Below are 17060 nucleotides of genomic sequence, written 5' to 3' on the forward strand. Positions count from 1 at the left end.
CACTTTTAATTTTTACACACTTATCACGTCACAACCTCTAAATGCACGCCTTGGCAAGCACATGCATCAACATAGCCTTAAGCTAGCAAGGACTCTAGGTTAATGCTTGATAGGCTATATGAAGGATGAAAATGGAACTTTGGACTATAGTAGCAGTGCTTGTAGTTGTATGCTTAGTGCTCTTTTTTATATACTGGGTTGCAACTGCGATAATTAGAAAAAAGCAAAATATTACAACGCCTAGAAGCAAGCAATTTATGAGAGCCAAGAATCTTTTCTTTGTGTTTTTAATACTTTCTATAATCTACTGGATAGGCGTATCAAGTAACTCATAAAAGCCCACATATAGAATCTAAAAAGATTCTATATTTAAGTAGCTTTATAAAAACTAGTCGTTTTTAGCAAGCAGCCATCTCTATAACAATAAAATCTTCAATAATTATAATTTTTTAAGCCAAAGGCACTCTCACCTTTGGATTTTTACATTAACAAAAAAACAAGCATGTAAAAGACTATGGGCGTTAGGGAAGAGGGATAAAGATTTTTAAAAAGTAGATTTTGGGCTAAAGGGCTTAAGTGCTTGTAACACACTAGACTTATCACAATGGTGCTAGCGCCCTTCACAATGATAAATTTACAAAGATTATAAAAAAAAGATAATGTTGCCTATAATATATGATCCTTTTATGTACCTGTATATTTTAGCTATAGCCTTATAAACTATGATGCATATAAAGATAAGTATTAAACTAAGCCCAAAAAGCTCTAATAAGTAGCTAAAGAATCTATCTCCCTTTCATGCAAGCTAGCCCCAACAAGCACCATGCAAAGCCCTACTACAAAAGTAAGAAAATACCCATAAAAACTGTGATGCTTCCTTCCAAACCTACTTTGCTTACAGCATATACCTATAGGCACATCACAAACCAACCTAAAACATACAACCATCAAACTAGATATAGATAGCACACTACCTACTATGCCAACTACAAGACCATAGGTAGGATGCCCCATCTTTGATATAACTACTCCTATCACAAAAGCAAAGAGGCCAACTACAAAAGTATATATGTATGCGCGCAACTCTGAGTGCTTTTTGCCAGGTGTTTTATCAAATAGTCTGTAAAAATAAGCTAATTTTTCTTCTACACTCTTTTTCTACACGCGCGTAGTTGCATTCTTTTTTTCACATAAGTTTCATACCTATCTTCATCTAAAAAGCAAACTAACCTACTAAATAAAAACTTAAACAAGCTAATAAGTAAAGACATAAAAGCTGGATACAAACTTGCAAATACTGCAAGGATACTACTAGTATAATCACTACAACACACACTAAAAGCATAGCTATAAAGTGAGTAAATATAGCTTTAAACAAGGGGCTAAAGCTTTTATCAAAAAGACTAACGATAAATATGATAGATAAAAACAAAATACAAGCTAGTATAAAAAGTCCAAAGATTTTCGCACAAGATTCCCACGCGTGCTTAGTGCTAGTTTTTCTAAACTTAAACATACAAGCCTCCTATCTCTTCTACTATATCATGAAACGCACTTCTAACACAAACATCCTAGCACTCTGGAATGCCTTTTGCTTCATAGCTACTTAAAGCACTTGGTTGGATTAGTTGTGAGATTTAAAAGGATTTAAGTCATGAAAATATTCAAAGTTTTATTTGCCATCTTGGTGGCTTTAAGCTTCTTAAAAGCTGATAAGATAGGCGATATAGCCAATATAGTAGGCGTTAGAGGTAACCAGCTTATAGGCTATGGACTAGTTATAGGGCTAAATGGCACAGGTGATAAAAGTGGTTCAAAGTTCACTATGCAGTCTATTTCTAACATGTTAGAAAATATGAGCGTTAAGGTTAATCCTAATGATATCAAGTCTAAAAACGTAGCTGCTGTTATGCTAACTGCTAATCTTAATAGCTTTGCAAGAGAAGGCGATAAGATAGATGTTAAAGTCTCTAGCATAGGTGATGCTAAGTCTTTAAGTGGAGGAACACTTATAATGACCCCACTTAGTGCTGTAGATGGCCAGATCTATGCCCTAGCCCAAGGAAGTGTAACTGTAGGTGAAGGCGATAACTCTTTAAGTGGAACTATAGTAGGTGGAGCCACAGTTGAAAGAGAAGTGCCTTATAGCTTGAGTAATAAAACTGAAGCTACTTTAAGTTTAAATGCAGCTAACTTTCAAAACGCTATCAGAATCCAAGACATAATCAATAAGACATTTAGTCCTAATACTGCAACTGCCTTAGATTCTAGAACTATCAAACTTATAAAACCTAAAAACCTAAGTATGGTTGAGTTTTTAGCCCTAGTACAAGAGATAAACATAGACTATACAACACGTGAAAAAATCGTAGTTGATGAAAAATCAGGCACCATAATCGCAGGGCTTGATATCTATGTCCAACCTATAGTTTTAACCCATGGTAATCTCACTTTAAAGATAACAAAAGACTTTGCAAAAAGTGGTGGTGAGCCAGTAGATTCTACAAATCTAAACACTGAGACAAAAACCCTTAGTGGTAATGGTCTTAATCCAACCGTATCAAGTGTAGTTAGGGCCTTACAAAAGATGGGTGCAACTCCGGCTAATATTATAAGCATACTAGAAACTATGAAAAAAAGTGGCGCCATAGCAGCCAACATAGAAGTACTTTAAAAGGATAAAATATGATGATAGATAAAACAAACGCACTAAACTCACTAGCATCTGCAAAAAGCAAAGAGCTACTTGATAACCTAAAGTCAAAAAAACTAAGCGAAAATGATAAAGCGCTAAGAGCCCAAACTGATAAGTTTGAAGCCCTTTTTATAAAAAACCTACTTGATATATCTTTAAAACTAGATAATCCCCTCTATCCAAAACAACCTGGTAATGAGATCTATGAATCTATGTTTAAAGACCAGCTAGCAGGTGAACTAAGCGGGCACTTTGGCTATAGCGAGCTACTTTTTAACTTCTTAAAAGCTAAAGAAAAACTTAGCTAATGCCAGATAAAAAGCAAGACTTAACTTCTAATCCAAAAGAAGACACTACAAACTCTCCTCTCTCAGATCTTGCAAAACTAGATCTTGGAGACACCCAGTCTCTTTTGAAACTTTTAAATGAGTTTATACTTCAAAGCTATAAAGTAGAAAAGGAGTTTAAGGACTTTAAAGCCTTAATAGAGCTAGTACTAGAGATGATCCCTCAAGCTGTGCTAGTGTTTAATGAAGATGATGGAAGCTTGTTTTATCAAAACAAAAAAGCAGCTAGCTTGCCACAACTTTTAGATGTGAACTTTAATCTAGAATCTGAAAGTGAGATAAGACTAGAAACTAACATCTACCTTTTACAAAGTTCACACGTTTCTAATAAAACTATAATCACCGCCACTAATATCACAGAACAAAAACGCCAAGAAAGACTAGCTAGCATGGGGCAAGTAAGTGCCCACCTTGCTCATGAGATAAGAAATCCTATAGGTTCTATCTCTCTTTTAGCAAGCGTACTAGAAAAAAGGGTAGATAGCAATAGCGCTAAGATAGTAGAAGAGATGAAAAAGTCTATATGGAGGGTTGAGCGCATCATAAAAAGTACGCTACTTTTTTCAAAAGGTGTGCAAGCAAACATTAAACTTTGTGCCATCAAAGACTTACAAGCTCAGATGCAAACTATCATTAATGAGTATGCTTATGGTAAAGATATAGACTTTAGTTTTAATCTAAACAGTATAGATTCTATCTATGTTGATATCTCACTTTTTGAGATAGCCTTGCAGAATCTAATCTGTAACGCGATAGATGCCATAGAAGAGTGTGAAGACTTAGAAAAAGGCAAGGTTAAAATAGAGCTTTTTGAAGAAGAAGGTTTTTATGTATTTAGAATCTATGATAACGGAAAAGACATAGAAGATATATCCTCCCTCTTTGAAGCCTTTAAAACTACTAAGCTAAAGGGTCATGGGCTAGGGCTTGCTTTAAGTGAGCAGATACTTAAAGCACATAATGGCTTTTTAAATGCTAACAATATAGAATCTAAGTACTTCGAGTTAAAAGTCCCAACCAAACCACTACCACACTAGAGCAAATACTACTTTTTAGATATCCTAGCCTTATAAAGTTTTACACACAAAGGAAGTGCAGGGATGTTTGATCATATTAATAACTTCAAAGCCCAAGTCCACTACAGCGTGCCAAACACACTAGACATAAATAAAGCCTTACAAGATAAACTTGATAAATGCAAAACCTCCAAAAACTGTAAGCAGCCTTTAGTTTTAACAAAAGGCTGCTTACTTAAAACTAAGTCTATGAAACAACAAGGCAAACCAAAACTCTACAAACCAACCACTTATGAAGAATTAAAAAAGTTAGTAAATAACCCAAATATAAATCTTGGCGAGATAGACACTAGCTTAATAACTAATATGGCCCATCTCTTTGAAGGCAGCAAAAGAGTAGATTTTAGTGGCATAGAAACATGGGATGTAAGTAAAGTCATAAACATGGCTAATATGTTTAATAATGCAGTAAAGTTTAATCAGCCTTTAGATTCTTGGAATCTAAAAAATCTAAAATACTATAAATCCATGTTTTACAAAGCCAGTGCCTTTAAGCAAAACCTAGATATCTGGCATCTTAAAGATAAAAACTTACTTTTTACTAGGCCTTAATCTTAAAAAATGGTGCTAATAAATATACTTAAAGTCTTTATCTTATTAAATACTATTTAACCACTAAATAAGTACTTTTTTTAAAGGTTTCTTTAAAGGTTTTAGTGAAGCTGCAAGACCTCTTATGCCACTACTAAAAGGTATATGGGATATGGTAAAGATAGTCTTTGCTCCTATAGCTTTAATCTTTAATGCCCTCTTTGGTAACTTACAAAAATCAACTGGAGCCTTAGAAGACTTTAGTAGTACAGGTGAAAGAGTAGGTAAGTTTGTAGGTGAAGTGTTTTCTAATCTTTTTGATTTTATAAGTGGCATCATAGGAAAGATAAGTGGCTTTTTTACTGATACAAGAAACTTTATAGCTAGTATAGGAGATAAACTAGGACTTAATACTACAGTAGAGTTAAGTAAAACTAAGGCCCCACCAAAGGCAGCTGAACTACAAAACCTAGCAGTTAGTAAACCTACTGCAACTACTTCTACTAACTCTAGTGTTACTAATGCTAATACTATAACTATAGTTACAGGAGCTGATCCTAAAGAAGTAGTAAGGGCTGTAGCTACTTATAGTGATTAATCAAGATATCCAAGAGACCATCTTAAAAAAGCTACAGTTAGAGGCAGTGTTATAATAAACACAAATATACAAGGCAATACTTTCATTGCTAGTCTTCCTGTCCTTGTACCAACATCATTAAAGTCTTTCCATTGTAAAGGAGCGTTTTTATCTATAGGCATTTTTCTTTTTAGTTTTTGTTTTTTAGCGTAGTCATCTAAGCTTTTTTCAAAGGAGTTAAAACCATTAGCTATTTTTTCACCACCACCATTTACAAAAAAATTAAGTATTTTAAAAATGCCACTAATCATGAATATGCCTACAAGAAACGCTATAGCAATCATAAATCTGCTCCTTTGCTTAGAATTTTAGTTTAACTCACTACATTAAAACAAAATACACATAAATTGTCAATATATGTTTATAAAAACAAATCACTTACACCATCTTTACACGTAAGATCATTGTAAGACCACATATAGTCATTTATTGGCATAATATAAACAAAAGTTATAAAGAAGTACAAGCATGACACTTATCATAACAAGCCTAAGTGAAAAAACCTTAAAGCTATAAAAGACTTGATATTAAAACTAGATTCTGAAACAACCTTTAAAAGCGCAGACAGATTTAATAACGAGTTGTTTGCGAAAATACAAAGCATACCCTACATGCCTTATCGCTTTAAAAAATCAGATACTTAATAGAAATAATGTAAGAGACCTAATCTATAAAGGCTATGTTGTTATCTTTGAGATTAATGATGAGAGTATAGTCATCTTATCGATATAGACACAACCTTCCTAGTTTGTTAGATGACTAGCCTAAGTTTTAATAAATCTTTTTTTTAAAACACCTGCCTACTAACTCACACCCACTTTTTTCTCTAGCCTTTAGACTACCTAGTGAGTGAGTTTAGTGCAAAAGTCTGGGTAATAACCATCATTTTATATATGTTCTAAAATAGATTCTAAGTAAGCCTATGTGCATAGCCACTTAGCCTACCTACATAGGCTATAAGCGAATCAAGTTTTTTTTAAACGCAAAAATTTAAAAACGCTATAACTCTTTATAGTCTCTATTTTAGTAACAAAAAAGATAGTTATAAGCTACATAAGATAAATTGAAGTAGGTGTGGGGAAGAGATAAGACTAAGTAAAGTTTGAGGCCAAAAAGCCTCTTTACTAAAAGCTTGTTAAGTAAAAAGTTAGGCCTTTAGTATTTTTTGTCTAACTATGGATGCATCAGGCAAGTCAAAGTTTTTATCTTTGATCTTAGACTTTATATCTTCAAAAGTATTTTTAGTGTGATCATAAGTGATTATAACTATCTCATCACCATCTTTTAAAAATCTTGTTTCACCTAGATGAGTGTAGCGTGTAGCACCTATTGCTATAAGTATGTGTCCTGGGCAAGAGGCATTATTTATGATCTCATTTAAGTTTTCTAGTACTGAAAAGTCTTGTTGAGTGTTTAGTTTTTTAACTATCCACTCTATTAACTTCTCATAAAAGTAACTATAGCTTGCTATCTCAGAGTTTTCTCCATACTCATACACCTCTCCATCACTTAGCAAAAATGCAGTTATAGAGTACTTATCACAAATCCCACCCTTACTAAACTTATCTATCTTTATCTTTTTGTTGCCCATACCCTTTGAAGCTATAGAAAAATTCTTCTTTTGGGAGATCTTTGTGGCACTTTTATCATTCCTAACTGAAGTATCATCAAAGGCCATGAAGTACTTAGGCAGTAATGTTTCTATCTTGCCATCTTTATAAACTACTTCACACTCTAAGGCTATCTCTGGTTCAGCTTGTACTTCAGCTTTTGGGTCTTGTGGTAGTACGACTTTAGAGTTATCTATGCAGTATCTTCCTAGAAAATCTTTTGAGCCAGGTATATAAAAAGGAAAGATCCCCTTAGGCGCACCCTCTTCATCTGCTTTGACGTTATGAAAGTCACTTGCTTCCCCAGCTTGTTCTAAATGGCCAGCAAAGTTTCCTGCTACGCCAAAACACATACATTGTTTTATGTCACAACTATTTTCTTCAATCATAATAAACTCCTACGTTTGATGGCAAAACTAAAAATGATATATTTATCAAAATTTTTTAATATGCGTATAAAAAACACAAATAAAAAATATTTATTTTATTTCTAGTAGAAAAAAGTTACATTTTATATTTTTAAGCCTCTTAAAAAAAATAAAAATAAAAACTAATGCGTATAGAATCCATACATTTTAAATAGTATAAAGTAACTTAAAGTAACTAAAATAAGGCTATAAAAATAGACAATGCTAAAACTGTAAAGATATTACAACAATGCAATGCAAAAAGAATCTAAAAAATGGGAAAAAAGTGCTTATAGCCATATAAACAAAGTAAAAAGAATGCAGATTCTAAAAATAAGAGTCTTTAAAAGATATTACAGTAAGAAAAATCTTTAAAAGGCAAGAAAAACTTTAAGTACTTTAAGGTATAGATTCTATCTTAATGTTAAAGGCCCTTGCAAGCAGCCCTTAAAACTTGCTTGCAAAGAAAACCTAGCTTTTTTAAAACTTATCTTCTTTTTTAGGTTTATATAAATTTTTAAGCTTATCATCAAGTGGTGCTACAACCCTATAAAATACAGGTATAACAAGCAAACTTAAAAGCATACTTAAGATTAACCCACCTATCATAGATATACCTATAGGTTGCTTCATAGAACTTCCATCCCCTCCAGCTATAGCAAGAGGCAGCATACCTACCACCATGGCAATAGTAGTCATAAGTATAGGCCGCAAACGCTCACTCCCTGCAAAGATTATAGCCTCCCTACTATCCATACCCTCCTTCCGCTTTTCATTAGCAATATCTACTAGTAAGGTTGCGTTCTTTCCAACCATACCTATGAGGAGGATTAGCCCCATGGTAGAAAACATACTCATAGCAGTTCCTGAAAGCTTGATAGCAAAGAAGGCTCCTGCAAAACTTAAAGGCATAGTTATCATAATAACTAGTGGCAGTAAGAAGCTTTCATAAAGGGCAGCTAAGATTAGATAGATAAGTATAAATGCCATAGTTATAGCTGTACCAAAGGCTTGTGAAGCTTCTGACTGATTATCAGCTTGTCCTAAGAAAGCATAGCCTGCAGTTGGTTCTAGCCACTTATCTTTGTTTTTATTAACTATATCTATCACTTGCCCTAAACTCATGCCATGTGCTGGAGTTGCAGCTACAGTTATACTTCTTTGTCTAGCATACCTATTAATAGTACTAGGTGAAGTTTGCTCAGTTATGGTTACTAGCCCATCTAAGAATATTAAATTACCATCACTGCTTCTAACTTGAAGACGTTTAATATCTTCAGGAGTGTAGCGTTTATCATCAGGCACTCTCATAGTGATGTCATACTCTTTTCCATCTTCTTTAAAGTAGGCAATACGTGTTTCACCAGAAAAAGCTGCTCCTATAGCTTGTCCTATATCTTGAGCTGTGATTCCATACTTTGCAGCGATTGATTTAATAACATGGATTCTATATTCAGGTTGATAGTCTGAAGTAGAAAGGTGGAAGTTTTCTAACTTACCTTTAAGTTCAGGATCAGTCTTTAAAAACTCACTTAACTTTTTAACGCTTTTTTGCATGACAGCTTCAACAGGTGCATAAACTACTACTTGGAAAGGCGAGTTATCACTTCCTCCACCAACTAAAGGCACCTCAGCTGGGGCTATAAGCATATTTTTTGCATCAGGTTGGGCCCTTATCTCTTTTGCAACTTGATCCATAATCTCAAACTCACCAGCACCTTTTATATGCTTTCTTTCTTCATAAGGCTTTAAAGCCACATACAAGGTAGCAACAAACACGCTTTGTATAGTTCCAGGTCCTACTTCAACTGTGACGTATTTAACATAAGGATTTTTCTTAATTAAGCTTTCAAAAAGCATGGCCTTTCTTTTCATATCAGTTATTGATATGCCTGGAGTATTTCTCATATAGATCATAAACTGGCTTCTATCTTCTTTTAGCATAAACTCATTACCCAAAGTGCTAGCTACATATAAAGAAGCCCCAAAGATTCCAAAGATAACCACTACCACTAAAGTCATGCTTTTTTTAGTAGCAACTATCCAAGTAACTATAGCTTTATAACCCGCATCCATCTTATCAAAGAAGGGCTTACTCCAATGATAAAACTTAGAGGGCTTAGGGGTAACTATGATAGAAGAAAACATAGGTATAACAGTTGTAGCTACAACATAACTTACAGCAACTGCTAAGGCTACAGTTACTCCAAAGCTTTGGAAAAAGCGCCCTACTATCCCAGACATAGTTCCAACTGGGATAAACACAGATAAAAGCATGGCAGAGATGGCAATGATAGCAAAGCCTATCTCTCTAACCCCCTCATATGCAGCTTCCCTTTTCCGCAGTCCGCTTTCTAGCTTTTTGTGTATGTTTTCTATAACAACTATAGCGTCATCTATAATGATACCAATACTAAGCGTTATGGCAATAAGCGTCATCATATTAAGGCTATAGCCTACCATACGTAAAAGCATAAAGACTGCTAAGACAGAAACTGGTATAGATATAGCTGAAACTATAGTTATACCAAAGTCACGTAGGAAGAAAAACACAACTATAACAGCTAGCAATCCACCAAGTGCTAAGTCAAACTCAACATCTTTTATAGAGCTTCTAGTAAAAGTTGTAGTATCTCTAAATATAGATATATCATAGCCTGGGCTTACTTCTCTCATAGCTGGAAGCTCTTTATAAACTGCATCAGCTATAGCTATCTCATTAGCCCCAGTTATCTTTTGTACTTCAAAGATAACGCCTTGTTTTCTATCAAAAGATGCATAGGTCTTTTCTTCTTGTAAGTCATCTTTAACTTGTGCTATATCTTTAAGCCTTAGGCCATCTTTAACACGTATATTTTCTATATCTTTTACTGTGTAACCATTAGCATCTGTGATAACAGAGAACTCTTTTTTAGATGTAACTAGTCTTCCACCATCTATCTCCAAGTTTTGATTACCTATGATAGTTGCAAGTTGAGGATAGGTGATTCCATACTTATTCATCAAAGTTGGATCTGGATAGATTTTAATCTGTCTAGCCCTATAACCTGCCATCTGCACGTTACCAACCCCGCTAATGCGCTGAAGCATAGGGCCTATAACGTTATTAGCATGTTTCATCATCTCAGTTACTGGGATGGTATCACTTCTCATAAAAACTGAAACTATAGGTGTACTTCCAGTATCAACTTTTCTAATAGTTGGAGAATTTACATCACTATCAAGTTGAACAGTTGAAACTTTATCTCTAACGTCATTAACTGCTTCATCTATTGGCTTATCTAGCTGAAACTGTATGGTTACTATACTAGTGTTTCTTGCTGAGTTAGAAGTAACACTTTTTAAGCCATCTATACCCATAACAGCTTGTTCTATCCTATCTGTAACCTTAGTTTCTACAGTCTCTGGACTAGCGCCTGGATAAGTAGTTATAACAACAACTACAGGTATATCTATATCTGGGAATAGTGCTTTTGGAATCTTTTCTAAAGACTGGATTCCAAAAAACACTAAGGCAATGGCAAACATTAAAGTGGTAACTGGGCGAGTTATGGCTAGTTTATACATAGTTTAGGTACTCTACTTTTTAGTTGTTGTAGTTGTAGCTACTGGTGGTTTAGTGTCTTTAGTGAGTATATAGCCATCTCCAAAAAGTCCAGGTTGGGCATCATCACTAATACTTGCTTCAGCAGTAACTTTTCTAGTGTTTACATCTATAGTTGGGTAGATCTTATAAATCTTTGCTTCTTGATACTTACCATCACCATCTACTGAGTACTTATAGATATCTCCAACTTTTACATCATTTATATACTTAGAATCAAATTGTATAACCATCTTTTTCTTATCACTTACTAGTCTAAAAAGAGTAGTTGAAACACCTTGTACACCATTGCCAAGTTCTGTATTTTTAGAAGCTATTACTCCATCAAATGGTGCTTTTAATATAGTGTCATTATAAAGTGCCATGTTGTAGTTATAAGCACTTTCAAGATTCTTATAGTTTGAGTAGTTTTGCTCTAAAGTATTTTTATCAACAGCACTACCACTTCTTTGATATCTTTCATATTGGGCTTTTGCAAAGTCATACTGACTTTTAGCACCATTTACATTAGCAAGCTTATCTTGGTTTGCAAGGCTTAATAAAACTTCACCTTTTTTAACTTTAGAGCCTACATCTACATCTATCTTATCTACTATGCCTGCGCTATTTAAAGCAAGGTTAGAATCCCTAAGGGCTGCTACATTAAAGATAGCATAAACCTCATCAGCCATAGCCAAACTTGCACACATTAAAGTTATTAGTAAAATTCGCATTGGGATTCCTTTATTTTATGTAATCTTCTAGATCTTGTCCGCTATAGAATATGTAGTTAGCCTTTTGTAGCTCGTAGTTATTAAGACTTTGTACATAAGTAGCCTCTGCACTGTACTTAGTTGAAAGAGCTTGTAAATAATCAGCAAAAGTGATTAAGTTAGAATCATATTTCTTCTTAATATTTTCAAAAGATATATTTGCACTCTCTAACCCTGCCCTTGAGCTAATGATCTGATTTCTGGCTACCTCTATACTTTTTCTATAAAACTCTACATCTTTGTTTTGTTCTAGCTTTTTGTAATCTATCTGCTTTTGAGTAGCTAGGTAGGAATACATTAAAGACTGTTTTTGTATGCCTAGCCCTATCTTATCAAAAAGCTTATAGGTTAAAGTAAGCGTTAGAGTATTTAAGTTAGTAGCAAAGTTTGCCCCAAAGATAGGGTTTGCAAGCTGTTCTGGTGTGATGTAGTTAGGAACTTGTATGTTAAAAGTATAAGTGTTTGATAAATCTAGTGTTGGATAAAAGTTTAACTGCTTGTTAGTAAAGCTAAGGTTTTGGTTTTGATACATAAGAGACTGGATGTCTGCTCTTTGTTCTACTTTGTAGATTGGATCTTTTATAGCCTCTACATAAACACCTTTCATATCTTTGTTAGTAAGATACTTAATAGTTAGTCTTGATTGCTCAACTGAAAGAGCAGCATTTTGTATGTCATACTCAGTTAAACTAGCTTGGGCCTTTAAAGATTCTAAGTCATCAATGGTACTTAACCCTTGGCCATAAAGCTTAGAAACTCTATCTATATCTTCATTAATCTGTTTTAGCTTTTGCTGTAAGGATGTCTCATTAGCGAGATTAGTAAAGTAGGCATAGTATTGTTGTATAACTTGAAGATAAAGGCTTTCTTTTAGATACTTTCTATCTTCTACTGACTTTTGTAAAAGTGCCTCCTTACCTCTAACATTATTGATATCAGCAAAACCATTGAAGATATTAACCGAAGCAGTTACTTGAGCAGCTTGAGTTTGATAGCTTAGTGAGCCTTTATTTTGCTGATCAAAGGAGTAGCCAACATCAACACGTGGGATAAAGCTTAACTGGGCTACTGTCTTATCCTTGCTAGCTTGTCTTACTAAAAGATCATCTGCTTGTAAGGATAAGTTATTATCAACACCTTTTAAAAGGTCTCTTAAAGACATAGCATTTGGACTATCTTTTTGACTCTTAAAAGTCTCAAGTATAGAGTTCTCATCTATATTATCTGCTTGCACGGCCTCTTGAAGATCTGTATCTCTATCTGATAAAGAACTCGGCGATAAAGCATTTGGTGATTGCATACTTTGTGCCAAGATACTTTGAACTGAGTTAGCCGGAGTAATCTCACTTTGCTTTAGCTTATCTACTGTGTTTTTTTGTGTAGCCTTGCTTTTTGTGCTATCTGCCATGGTCTTTGCATTTAGGCCAAGACAAACCGTGGCAACCATTAAAAGTATCTTAATAGGGTTCATAAACTTTCCTTATATTAAAGCTCTCATTTGGTTTTGGGCTTTTTACTTTAGTGCTAAAAAATTTTCTAGAATCTTCATGCCAGAGTTATGAGACTTTTCTGGGTGAGGTTGGATTCCAAAGATGTTATCCTTCCCAACTATAGAAGCAAAAGTTACGCCATACTCACATCTCGCCAAAAGTGCGTCTTTTTCACACTCCATATAAAAGCCATGATCAAAGTAGAGATAAAACTCATCTTCTAATCCATCAAGCAAAGGAGAGGCACTAGTTTTATAGTTTTTATTCCATCCGATGTGAGGAACTTTTATCTTACCTTCTTCAAAAGCTTTTAAGGATTTAAAACCTTTTACCTCACCTTTTAAAAGTCCTAAGCCTTCATGACTTCCAAACTCATAGCCTCTTTCAAAAAGGATCTGCGCACCAAGGCAGATACCAAGCATATATCTTCCACTTTTAGCAAACTCTAAAACAGATTCTAAGCTATTAGTCTCTGCAAGATTGCTCATAGCCTTTTGAAAAGAACCAACTCCTGGGAGGATTAACTTATCAAAACTTTTTAGATTATTAGCATTTGCTAAGGCAACATTACTTTTAGAATCTATGAAGTTAAGGCAACGCAAGACATTTGCAACATTGCCAACTTTATAGTCTAATACGCCTATATTCAAACTAATTATCCTCTTTTATTATGTAAGGCACGCCTTGAACCTTATTAGGCCCTGTTAGATTCTTAGTCATATCAGCTATAAAGCCAACATCACTTTGCTTAGCTTTATAGGCTGGATTATAGACCTTATCTAAAAGAGCGATTTTCTCCTTTTCAGTTTTTAGTGAGTTTATAGAATCATAAATTTCTTTAGCTTTATAGGCTGATTGATCACTTAGCCAACCTATCAAGATCATATGTACATTGCCTTCTTTTAGCCTGTTATTTATATCTTTTAGTTCAGCTTGACAGTGAGGACACATAGGATCTGAAACTATATAAATATCAGTATGACTAGCTGCTTTGTTAGTGGTTGGTAAAGTTATAATGTACTTTTTAGGCAAAGATGCTATAACATTTCTAACGCCAGCTTGTGCCATCACATTAGTATTATAAGCTTTTAAGGCTCCAAGACTACTTAATATAAGGTTGCTATCATCTTTATCAACGCTAAAAACAACATCATTCACACCAAATAGTAAGTTACCCTCTTTATTAGTTATAGCTAGAGTTTTAGTTCCAGACTTCTCATCTTTTAAAGTTATAAGACTTAAGTCTTTATCGCTTTTTAAAGGCTTAGAATCTAAAACTTTCACATTAAGTCCGGTTTGTTTTTTTACTAAATCCACTACTGGTGAAGCAAACAGGGTAACACTAAGTGCGCTAGAGATAAAAAGAAGGCTGAAAAGTCGCTTCATATATGATCCTTTTAGTGAGATATATTGTAGTTTTGTGAATAACTAATTATATAGACTTAATTTCAACATACTCCCTTACTTGAGAATTTAAGCCCGCACTCCTTAAACTATATTTTGATCCATTAAGGCAGGGCTAGTCTTGTCTTAGTGCAGGTTATTTAGGTAGTTTTGAGTGCTTTTTTAGCCATTTAATTCATGATAGTTTTTTTGGTACTCCCTAGTCATATCTTTTTCTAACTTTTCATACCAGTCACTCCCAGCTGTAGGGGTAAAAGAAGGCATTATCACCATCCTTACAGTATCTGTTTGACTTGAAAAAGTCTTAGGGTTATAAAGCTTTTTTGTGTTTACTAAGATTATAGGTTGAACTTTTAGGTTTAATTTTTCAGCTAGCATCTTCGCACCTGGTTTAAAAGGCAAAAGGTTAGCTTCTCCTTTACTTCTAGTGCCTTCAGGAAAGATAACTAGTGGTCTTCCTTCTGCGACTTTCTCCTTAGCAACCTTTAAAAGTGTAAGTAAACCTTTCTTATCTTCTCTATCTATAAGTATCATCTCAGGTGCTTTTAAAGCATGTCCATATAAAAAGATATCTCCTAACTCTTTTTTAGCCACCCAACATATATTCCTAGGATGATCTCCTTCAAGGCAGATAATATCTACTAGGCTTTGGTGATTAACTACTATCAAGTTTGCCTCTAAGTCATACTCTCCTCTTTTATCTAACTTAAAACCACATATTGGAAAAAACAAAGAGCAATACCGCCTAGCCTTTCTTCCATTGTTTTTTTGAAACTTAATAAAGCAAATTATTGTAGGTAAGCCTATAGCTATGCTTAAAGATGCAAGCAGGGCTTTAAAACGACGCTTTTTAGGCTTAGAAGTTAAGTTTTTGGTGCTATTTAGTTTCATCTTTTCTAATCCATCCTACTTTAGAATCTAAGTTAACTTTATAGTAATTTTTAGTCTGTCCTAGCACTTCAAGCTTTTTAGGCTTAGTTATTACACTCATAACCGTTGAAGATGAAGTTGGCAAGATTAAGACCTTTGCATCTGGGAGATTAGTAACGCTAGTTACGTTAAATACTATCTTATAGATTATATAAGCTATTAGCAAGATAGCTATTATTAAAGATATAACAGACTTTCTCCAAAAAGCTAAAATCAAAAAGATAACTATTAAAACTGCGACTATGATATAAACTAAAAACAAGCTGTTGTTAACTGGGTTAAGATTCTCATTATCAGCTTGCAAGGTTTGTATGCTAGTGCTTAGATTTATAGTTTCAAAGCTGTTTGTATCAGTGTTAAAGTACTCAAAACTTATATGATCTAAGCTCTTTGGAAACTTAAGCAATACTATGCCATCTGAGTTAAGATAACTAAAAGTAGAGTTTTGAGAAAACTCTTGGGTTTGTATGCCGGGTATTTTTAGATCTTCTAAGTTAGACTTAGTGCTTTCTAACTCTAAAACTCCCATATTATAAGTATCATCATAGCTTTCTACTTGAAAGTTACTTACCTTTAAAGAGCTTGCTATAACGCCACTAAACTTTTTGTTCTCACTTAGATCTTTTGCTTGAAGGCTTAGTCCATCAGACTGCATACTATCTTGCAAGATCGCATTTTGCACGACGACATTTAAAGGCGGTATATAAACTTTTAAAGCCTTAATCTTAAAAACATAAGTTATTAGATAGCTTCCATCACTTTGTCTTATAAAAGGAGTAACGCTTGATACTTCAAGCTTGCTGCTATCAAGGGCTGGATTAAACTCAACGTGAACTATCCTAGCATCATTAAAAAGTAGCACTCTATAGCTTATGCTTACATGGCCTCCTACATATAAATTATCTGGATTTATAGAATCTGGTTTAGTATCTAGACTTACATGCACTATCTTAGATTCTATGGTGTGAGTTCCATCTTTTGTATTAGGCAGTAGGTTTGTATTAGATGGAAGGTTTTCTTCTATGGCTGTGTTTGGATCATCTAGTACTTCAGTTGCATTAGTAGGTAAAGGCTCATTCCCTTCTAATATATTTATACCATTTGAAACATTAGATGTAGTAGATGAGTTTGTGGTAGCTGGCAACACGTTTGCATTAGCAGGTGGTGGAATCGTAACACTTTGTGCATTGGTAGGATTTGATGCATTTTTAGTATTAGCTGTGCTTATATTTGGAGTGCTAGATTGCATGGGTTTATTAGCACCTTGAATAGTGCCTAAGATACTAGGCTCATTGCTATTAGTTATGGTTATAGGAGCTGCTTGAGATGGGCTAGTTTGGGCTATCTTTGGCACATTTAAGCTTGTGTTAGTGTTAGTGGTTTTACTACCAAAATTTATATTAGCTTCCGTACTAGCAAGCACATAAACCATACTAAAGATACAGCACAAAAATATACATTTTTTAAAAAAGCCCATTATGCAAGATCCTTGAGAATGTTTATAAAAACGTGTTGGGCGATTATATCACACTGAGATATTGGATAAAAATTATCATTTATTAGTATATGATTCTCTT

Annotated in this window: 17 protein-coding genes; 6 read left to right on the plus strand and 11 right to left on the minus strand. The window is 34.2% G+C overall.

Going from position 1 to position 17060, the window contains the following annotated elements; genetic code table 11:
* The first annotated feature begins 131 nt into the window (after positions 1-131).
* Entirely contained in the window at positions 132-335 is a 204-nt protein-coding gene (locus tag BKH43_RS05480) for a hypothetical protein (protein WP_095229414.1), read from the plus strand.
* 430 nt (positions 336-765) lie between these two features.
* Here the strand turns inward: BKH43_RS05480 and BKH43_RS05485 are convergent, their stop codons facing one another.
* Both BKH43_RS05485 and BKH43_RS05490 read right to left on the minus strand, forming a co-directional pair.
* Positions 766-1083 carry a hypothetical protein gene (locus tag BKH43_RS05485; protein WP_095229416.1) on the minus strand — a complete coding sequence of 106 codons (318 nt, stop codon included), beginning with the start codon at positions 1081-1083 and terminating at the stop codon, positions 766-768.
* A 142-nt stretch (positions 1084-1225) separates the two neighbouring features.
* Entirely contained in the window at positions 1226-1516 is a 291-nt protein-coding gene (locus BKH43_RS05490) for a hypothetical protein (RefSeq protein WP_095229418.1), read from the minus strand.
* Between the two features lie 138 nt (positions 1517-1654).
* Between BKH43_RS05490 and BKH43_RS05495 the strand changes: the two genes are divergently transcribed.
* From BKH43_RS05495 to BKH43_RS05515, 5 genes are all read left to right on the plus strand, one after another.
* Positions 1655-2674, plus strand: a complete 1020-nt coding sequence (locus BKH43_RS05495; protein ID WP_095229420.1) for a flagellar basal body P-ring protein FlgI — start codon at positions 1655-1657, stop codon at positions 2672-2674.
* Positions 2675-2688: 14 nt separating this feature from the next.
* Positions 2689-3003 (plus strand): hypothetical protein, encoded by a 315-nt coding sequence (locus BKH43_RS05500; RefSeq protein WP_172402325.1) that lies wholly within the window; start codon positions 2689-2691, stop codon positions 3001-3003.
* Positions 3003-4079, plus strand: a complete 1077-nt coding sequence (locus BKH43_RS05505) for a HAMP domain-containing sensor histidine kinase (protein ID WP_095229424.1) — start codon at positions 3003-3005, stop codon at positions 4077-4079. The genes BKH43_RS05500 and BKH43_RS05505 overlap by 1 nt, the downstream gene beginning before the upstream one ends.
* Before the next feature lie 63 nt (positions 4080-4142).
* Complete coding sequence (locus BKH43_RS05510; RefSeq protein WP_216358496.1) at positions 4143-4670, plus strand: BspA family leucine-rich repeat surface protein; 528 nt, start codon at positions 4143-4145, stop codon at positions 4668-4670.
* A gap of 124 nt (positions 4671-4794) precedes the next feature.
* A complete protein-coding gene (locus BKH43_RS05515) occupies positions 4795-5247 on the plus strand; it encodes a hypothetical protein (RefSeq protein ID WP_095229427.1) in 453 nt (150 codons plus the stop codon).
* On the opposite strand, the gene BKH43_RS05520 is transcribed toward BKH43_RS05515, so the two are convergent.
* From BKH43_RS05520 to BKH43_RS05560, 9 genes are all read right to left on the minus strand, one after another.
* Positions 5244-5570, minus strand: a complete 327-nt coding sequence (locus BKH43_RS05520; RefSeq protein WP_095229429.1) for a hypothetical protein — start codon at positions 5568-5570, stop codon at positions 5244-5246. The genes BKH43_RS05515 and BKH43_RS05520 overlap by 4 nt on opposite strands.
* An 863-nt stretch (positions 5571-6433) precedes the next feature.
* Positions 6434-7261 (minus strand): DUF5718 family protein, encoded by an 828-nt coding sequence (locus tag BKH43_RS05525; protein WP_095229490.1) that lies wholly within the window; start codon positions 7259-7261, stop codon positions 6434-6436.
* A 522-nt stretch (positions 7262-7783) separates the two neighbouring features.
* A complete protein-coding gene (locus tag BKH43_RS05530; RefSeq protein ID WP_095229431.1) occupies positions 7784-10870 on the minus strand; it encodes an efflux RND transporter permease subunit in 3087 nt (1028 codons plus the stop codon).
* Between the two features lie 12 nt (positions 10871-10882).
* Positions 10883-11620, minus strand: a complete 738-nt coding sequence (locus tag BKH43_RS05535; RefSeq protein ID WP_095229433.1) for an HlyD family efflux transporter periplasmic adaptor subunit — start codon at positions 11618-11620, stop codon at positions 10883-10885.
* A gap of 10 nt (positions 11621-11630) precedes the next feature.
* Entirely contained in the window at positions 11631-13130 is a 1500-nt protein-coding gene (locus BKH43_RS05540) for a TolC family protein (protein ID WP_095229435.1), read from the minus strand.
* A 42-nt stretch (positions 13131-13172) separates the two neighbouring features.
* Positions 13173-13799 (minus strand): imidazole glycerol phosphate synthase subunit HisH, encoded by a 627-nt coding sequence (gene hisH, locus BKH43_RS05545; protein ID WP_095229438.1) that lies wholly within the window; start codon positions 13797-13799, stop codon positions 13173-13175.
* Position 13800: 1 nt separating this feature from the next.
* Positions 13801-14535 carry a disulfide isomerase gene (locus BKH43_RS05550; RefSeq protein ID WP_095229440.1) on the minus strand — a complete coding sequence of 245 codons (735 nt, stop codon included), beginning with the start codon at positions 14533-14535 and terminating at the stop codon, positions 13801-13803.
* Positions 14536-14715: 180 nt separating this feature from the next.
* Positions 14716-15444: a lysophospholipid acyltransferase family protein gene (locus BKH43_RS05555; protein WP_095229442.1), complete on the minus strand. Its 729-nt coding sequence runs from the start codon at positions 15442-15444 to the stop codon at positions 14716-14718.
* Positions 15431-16960, minus strand: a complete 1530-nt coding sequence (locus BKH43_RS05560) for a hypothetical protein (RefSeq protein WP_095229444.1) — start codon at positions 16958-16960, stop codon at positions 15431-15433. The genes BKH43_RS05555 and BKH43_RS05560 overlap by 14 nt, the downstream gene beginning before the upstream one ends.
* Positions 16961-17060: the final 100 nt, after the last annotated feature.

Source organism: Helicobacter sp. 13S00401-1, assembly GCF_002272925.1.
Lineage (GTDB): Bacteria > Campylobacterota > Campylobacteria > Campylobacterales > Helicobacteraceae > Helicobacter_I.

What these genes read in the sequence shown, in the direction of transcription:
- BKH43_RS05480 (WP_095229414.1), top strand. Translation starts at nt 132, where the DNA reads ATGGAACTTTGGACTATAGTAGCAGTGCTTGTAGTTGTATGCTTAGTG.
- BKH43_RS05490 (WP_095229418.1), bottom strand. Translation starts at nt 1,516, where the DNA reads ATGTTTAAGTTTAGAAAAACTAGCACTAAGCACGCGTGGGAATCTTGT.
- BKH43_RS05495 (WP_095229420.1), top strand. Translation starts at nt 1,655, where the DNA reads ATGAAAATATTCAAAGTTTTATTTGCCATCTTGGTGGCTTTAAGCTTC.
- BKH43_RS05500 (WP_172402325.1), top strand. Translation starts at nt 2,689, where the DNA reads ATGATAGATAAAACAAACGCACTAAACTCACTAGCATCTGCAAAAAGC.
- BKH43_RS05505 (WP_095229424.1), top strand. Translation starts at nt 3,003, where the DNA reads ATGCCAGATAAAAAGCAAGACTTAACTTCTAATCCAAAAGAAGACACT.
- BKH43_RS05510 (WP_216358496.1), top strand. Translation starts at nt 4,143, where the DNA reads ATGTTTGATCATATTAATAACTTCAAAGCCCAAGTCCACTACAGCGTG.
- BKH43_RS05515 (WP_095229427.1), top strand. Translation starts at nt 4,795, where the DNA reads ATGCCACTACTAAAAGGTATATGGGATATGGTAAAGATAGTCTTTGCT.
- BKH43_RS05520 (WP_095229429.1), bottom strand. Translation starts at nt 5,570, where the DNA reads ATGATTGCTATAGCGTTTCTTGTAGGCATATTCATGATTAGTGGCATT.
- BKH43_RS05530 (WP_095229431.1), bottom strand. Translation starts at nt 10,870, where the DNA reads ATGTATAAACTAGCCATAACTCGCCCAGTTACCACTTTAATGTTTGCC.
- BKH43_RS05535 (WP_095229433.1), bottom strand. Translation starts at nt 11,620, where the DNA reads ATGCGAATTTTACTAATAACTTTAATGTGTGCAAGTTTGGCTATGGCT.
- BKH43_RS05540 (WP_095229435.1), bottom strand. Translation starts at nt 13,130, where the DNA reads ATGAACCCTATTAAGATACTTTTAATGGTTGCCACGGTTTGTCTTGGC.
- BKH43_RS05550 (WP_095229440.1), bottom strand. Translation starts at nt 14,535, where the DNA reads ATGAAGCGACTTTTCAGCCTTCTTTTTATCTCTAGCGCACTTAGTGTT.
- BKH43_RS05555 (WP_095229442.1), bottom strand. Translation starts at nt 15,444, where the DNA reads ATGAAACTAAATAGCACCAAAAACTTAACTTCTAAGCCTAAAAAGCGT.
- BKH43_RS05560 (WP_095229444.1), bottom strand. Translation starts at nt 16,960, where the DNA reads ATGGGCTTTTTTAAAAAATGTATATTTTTGTGCTGTATCTTTAGTATG.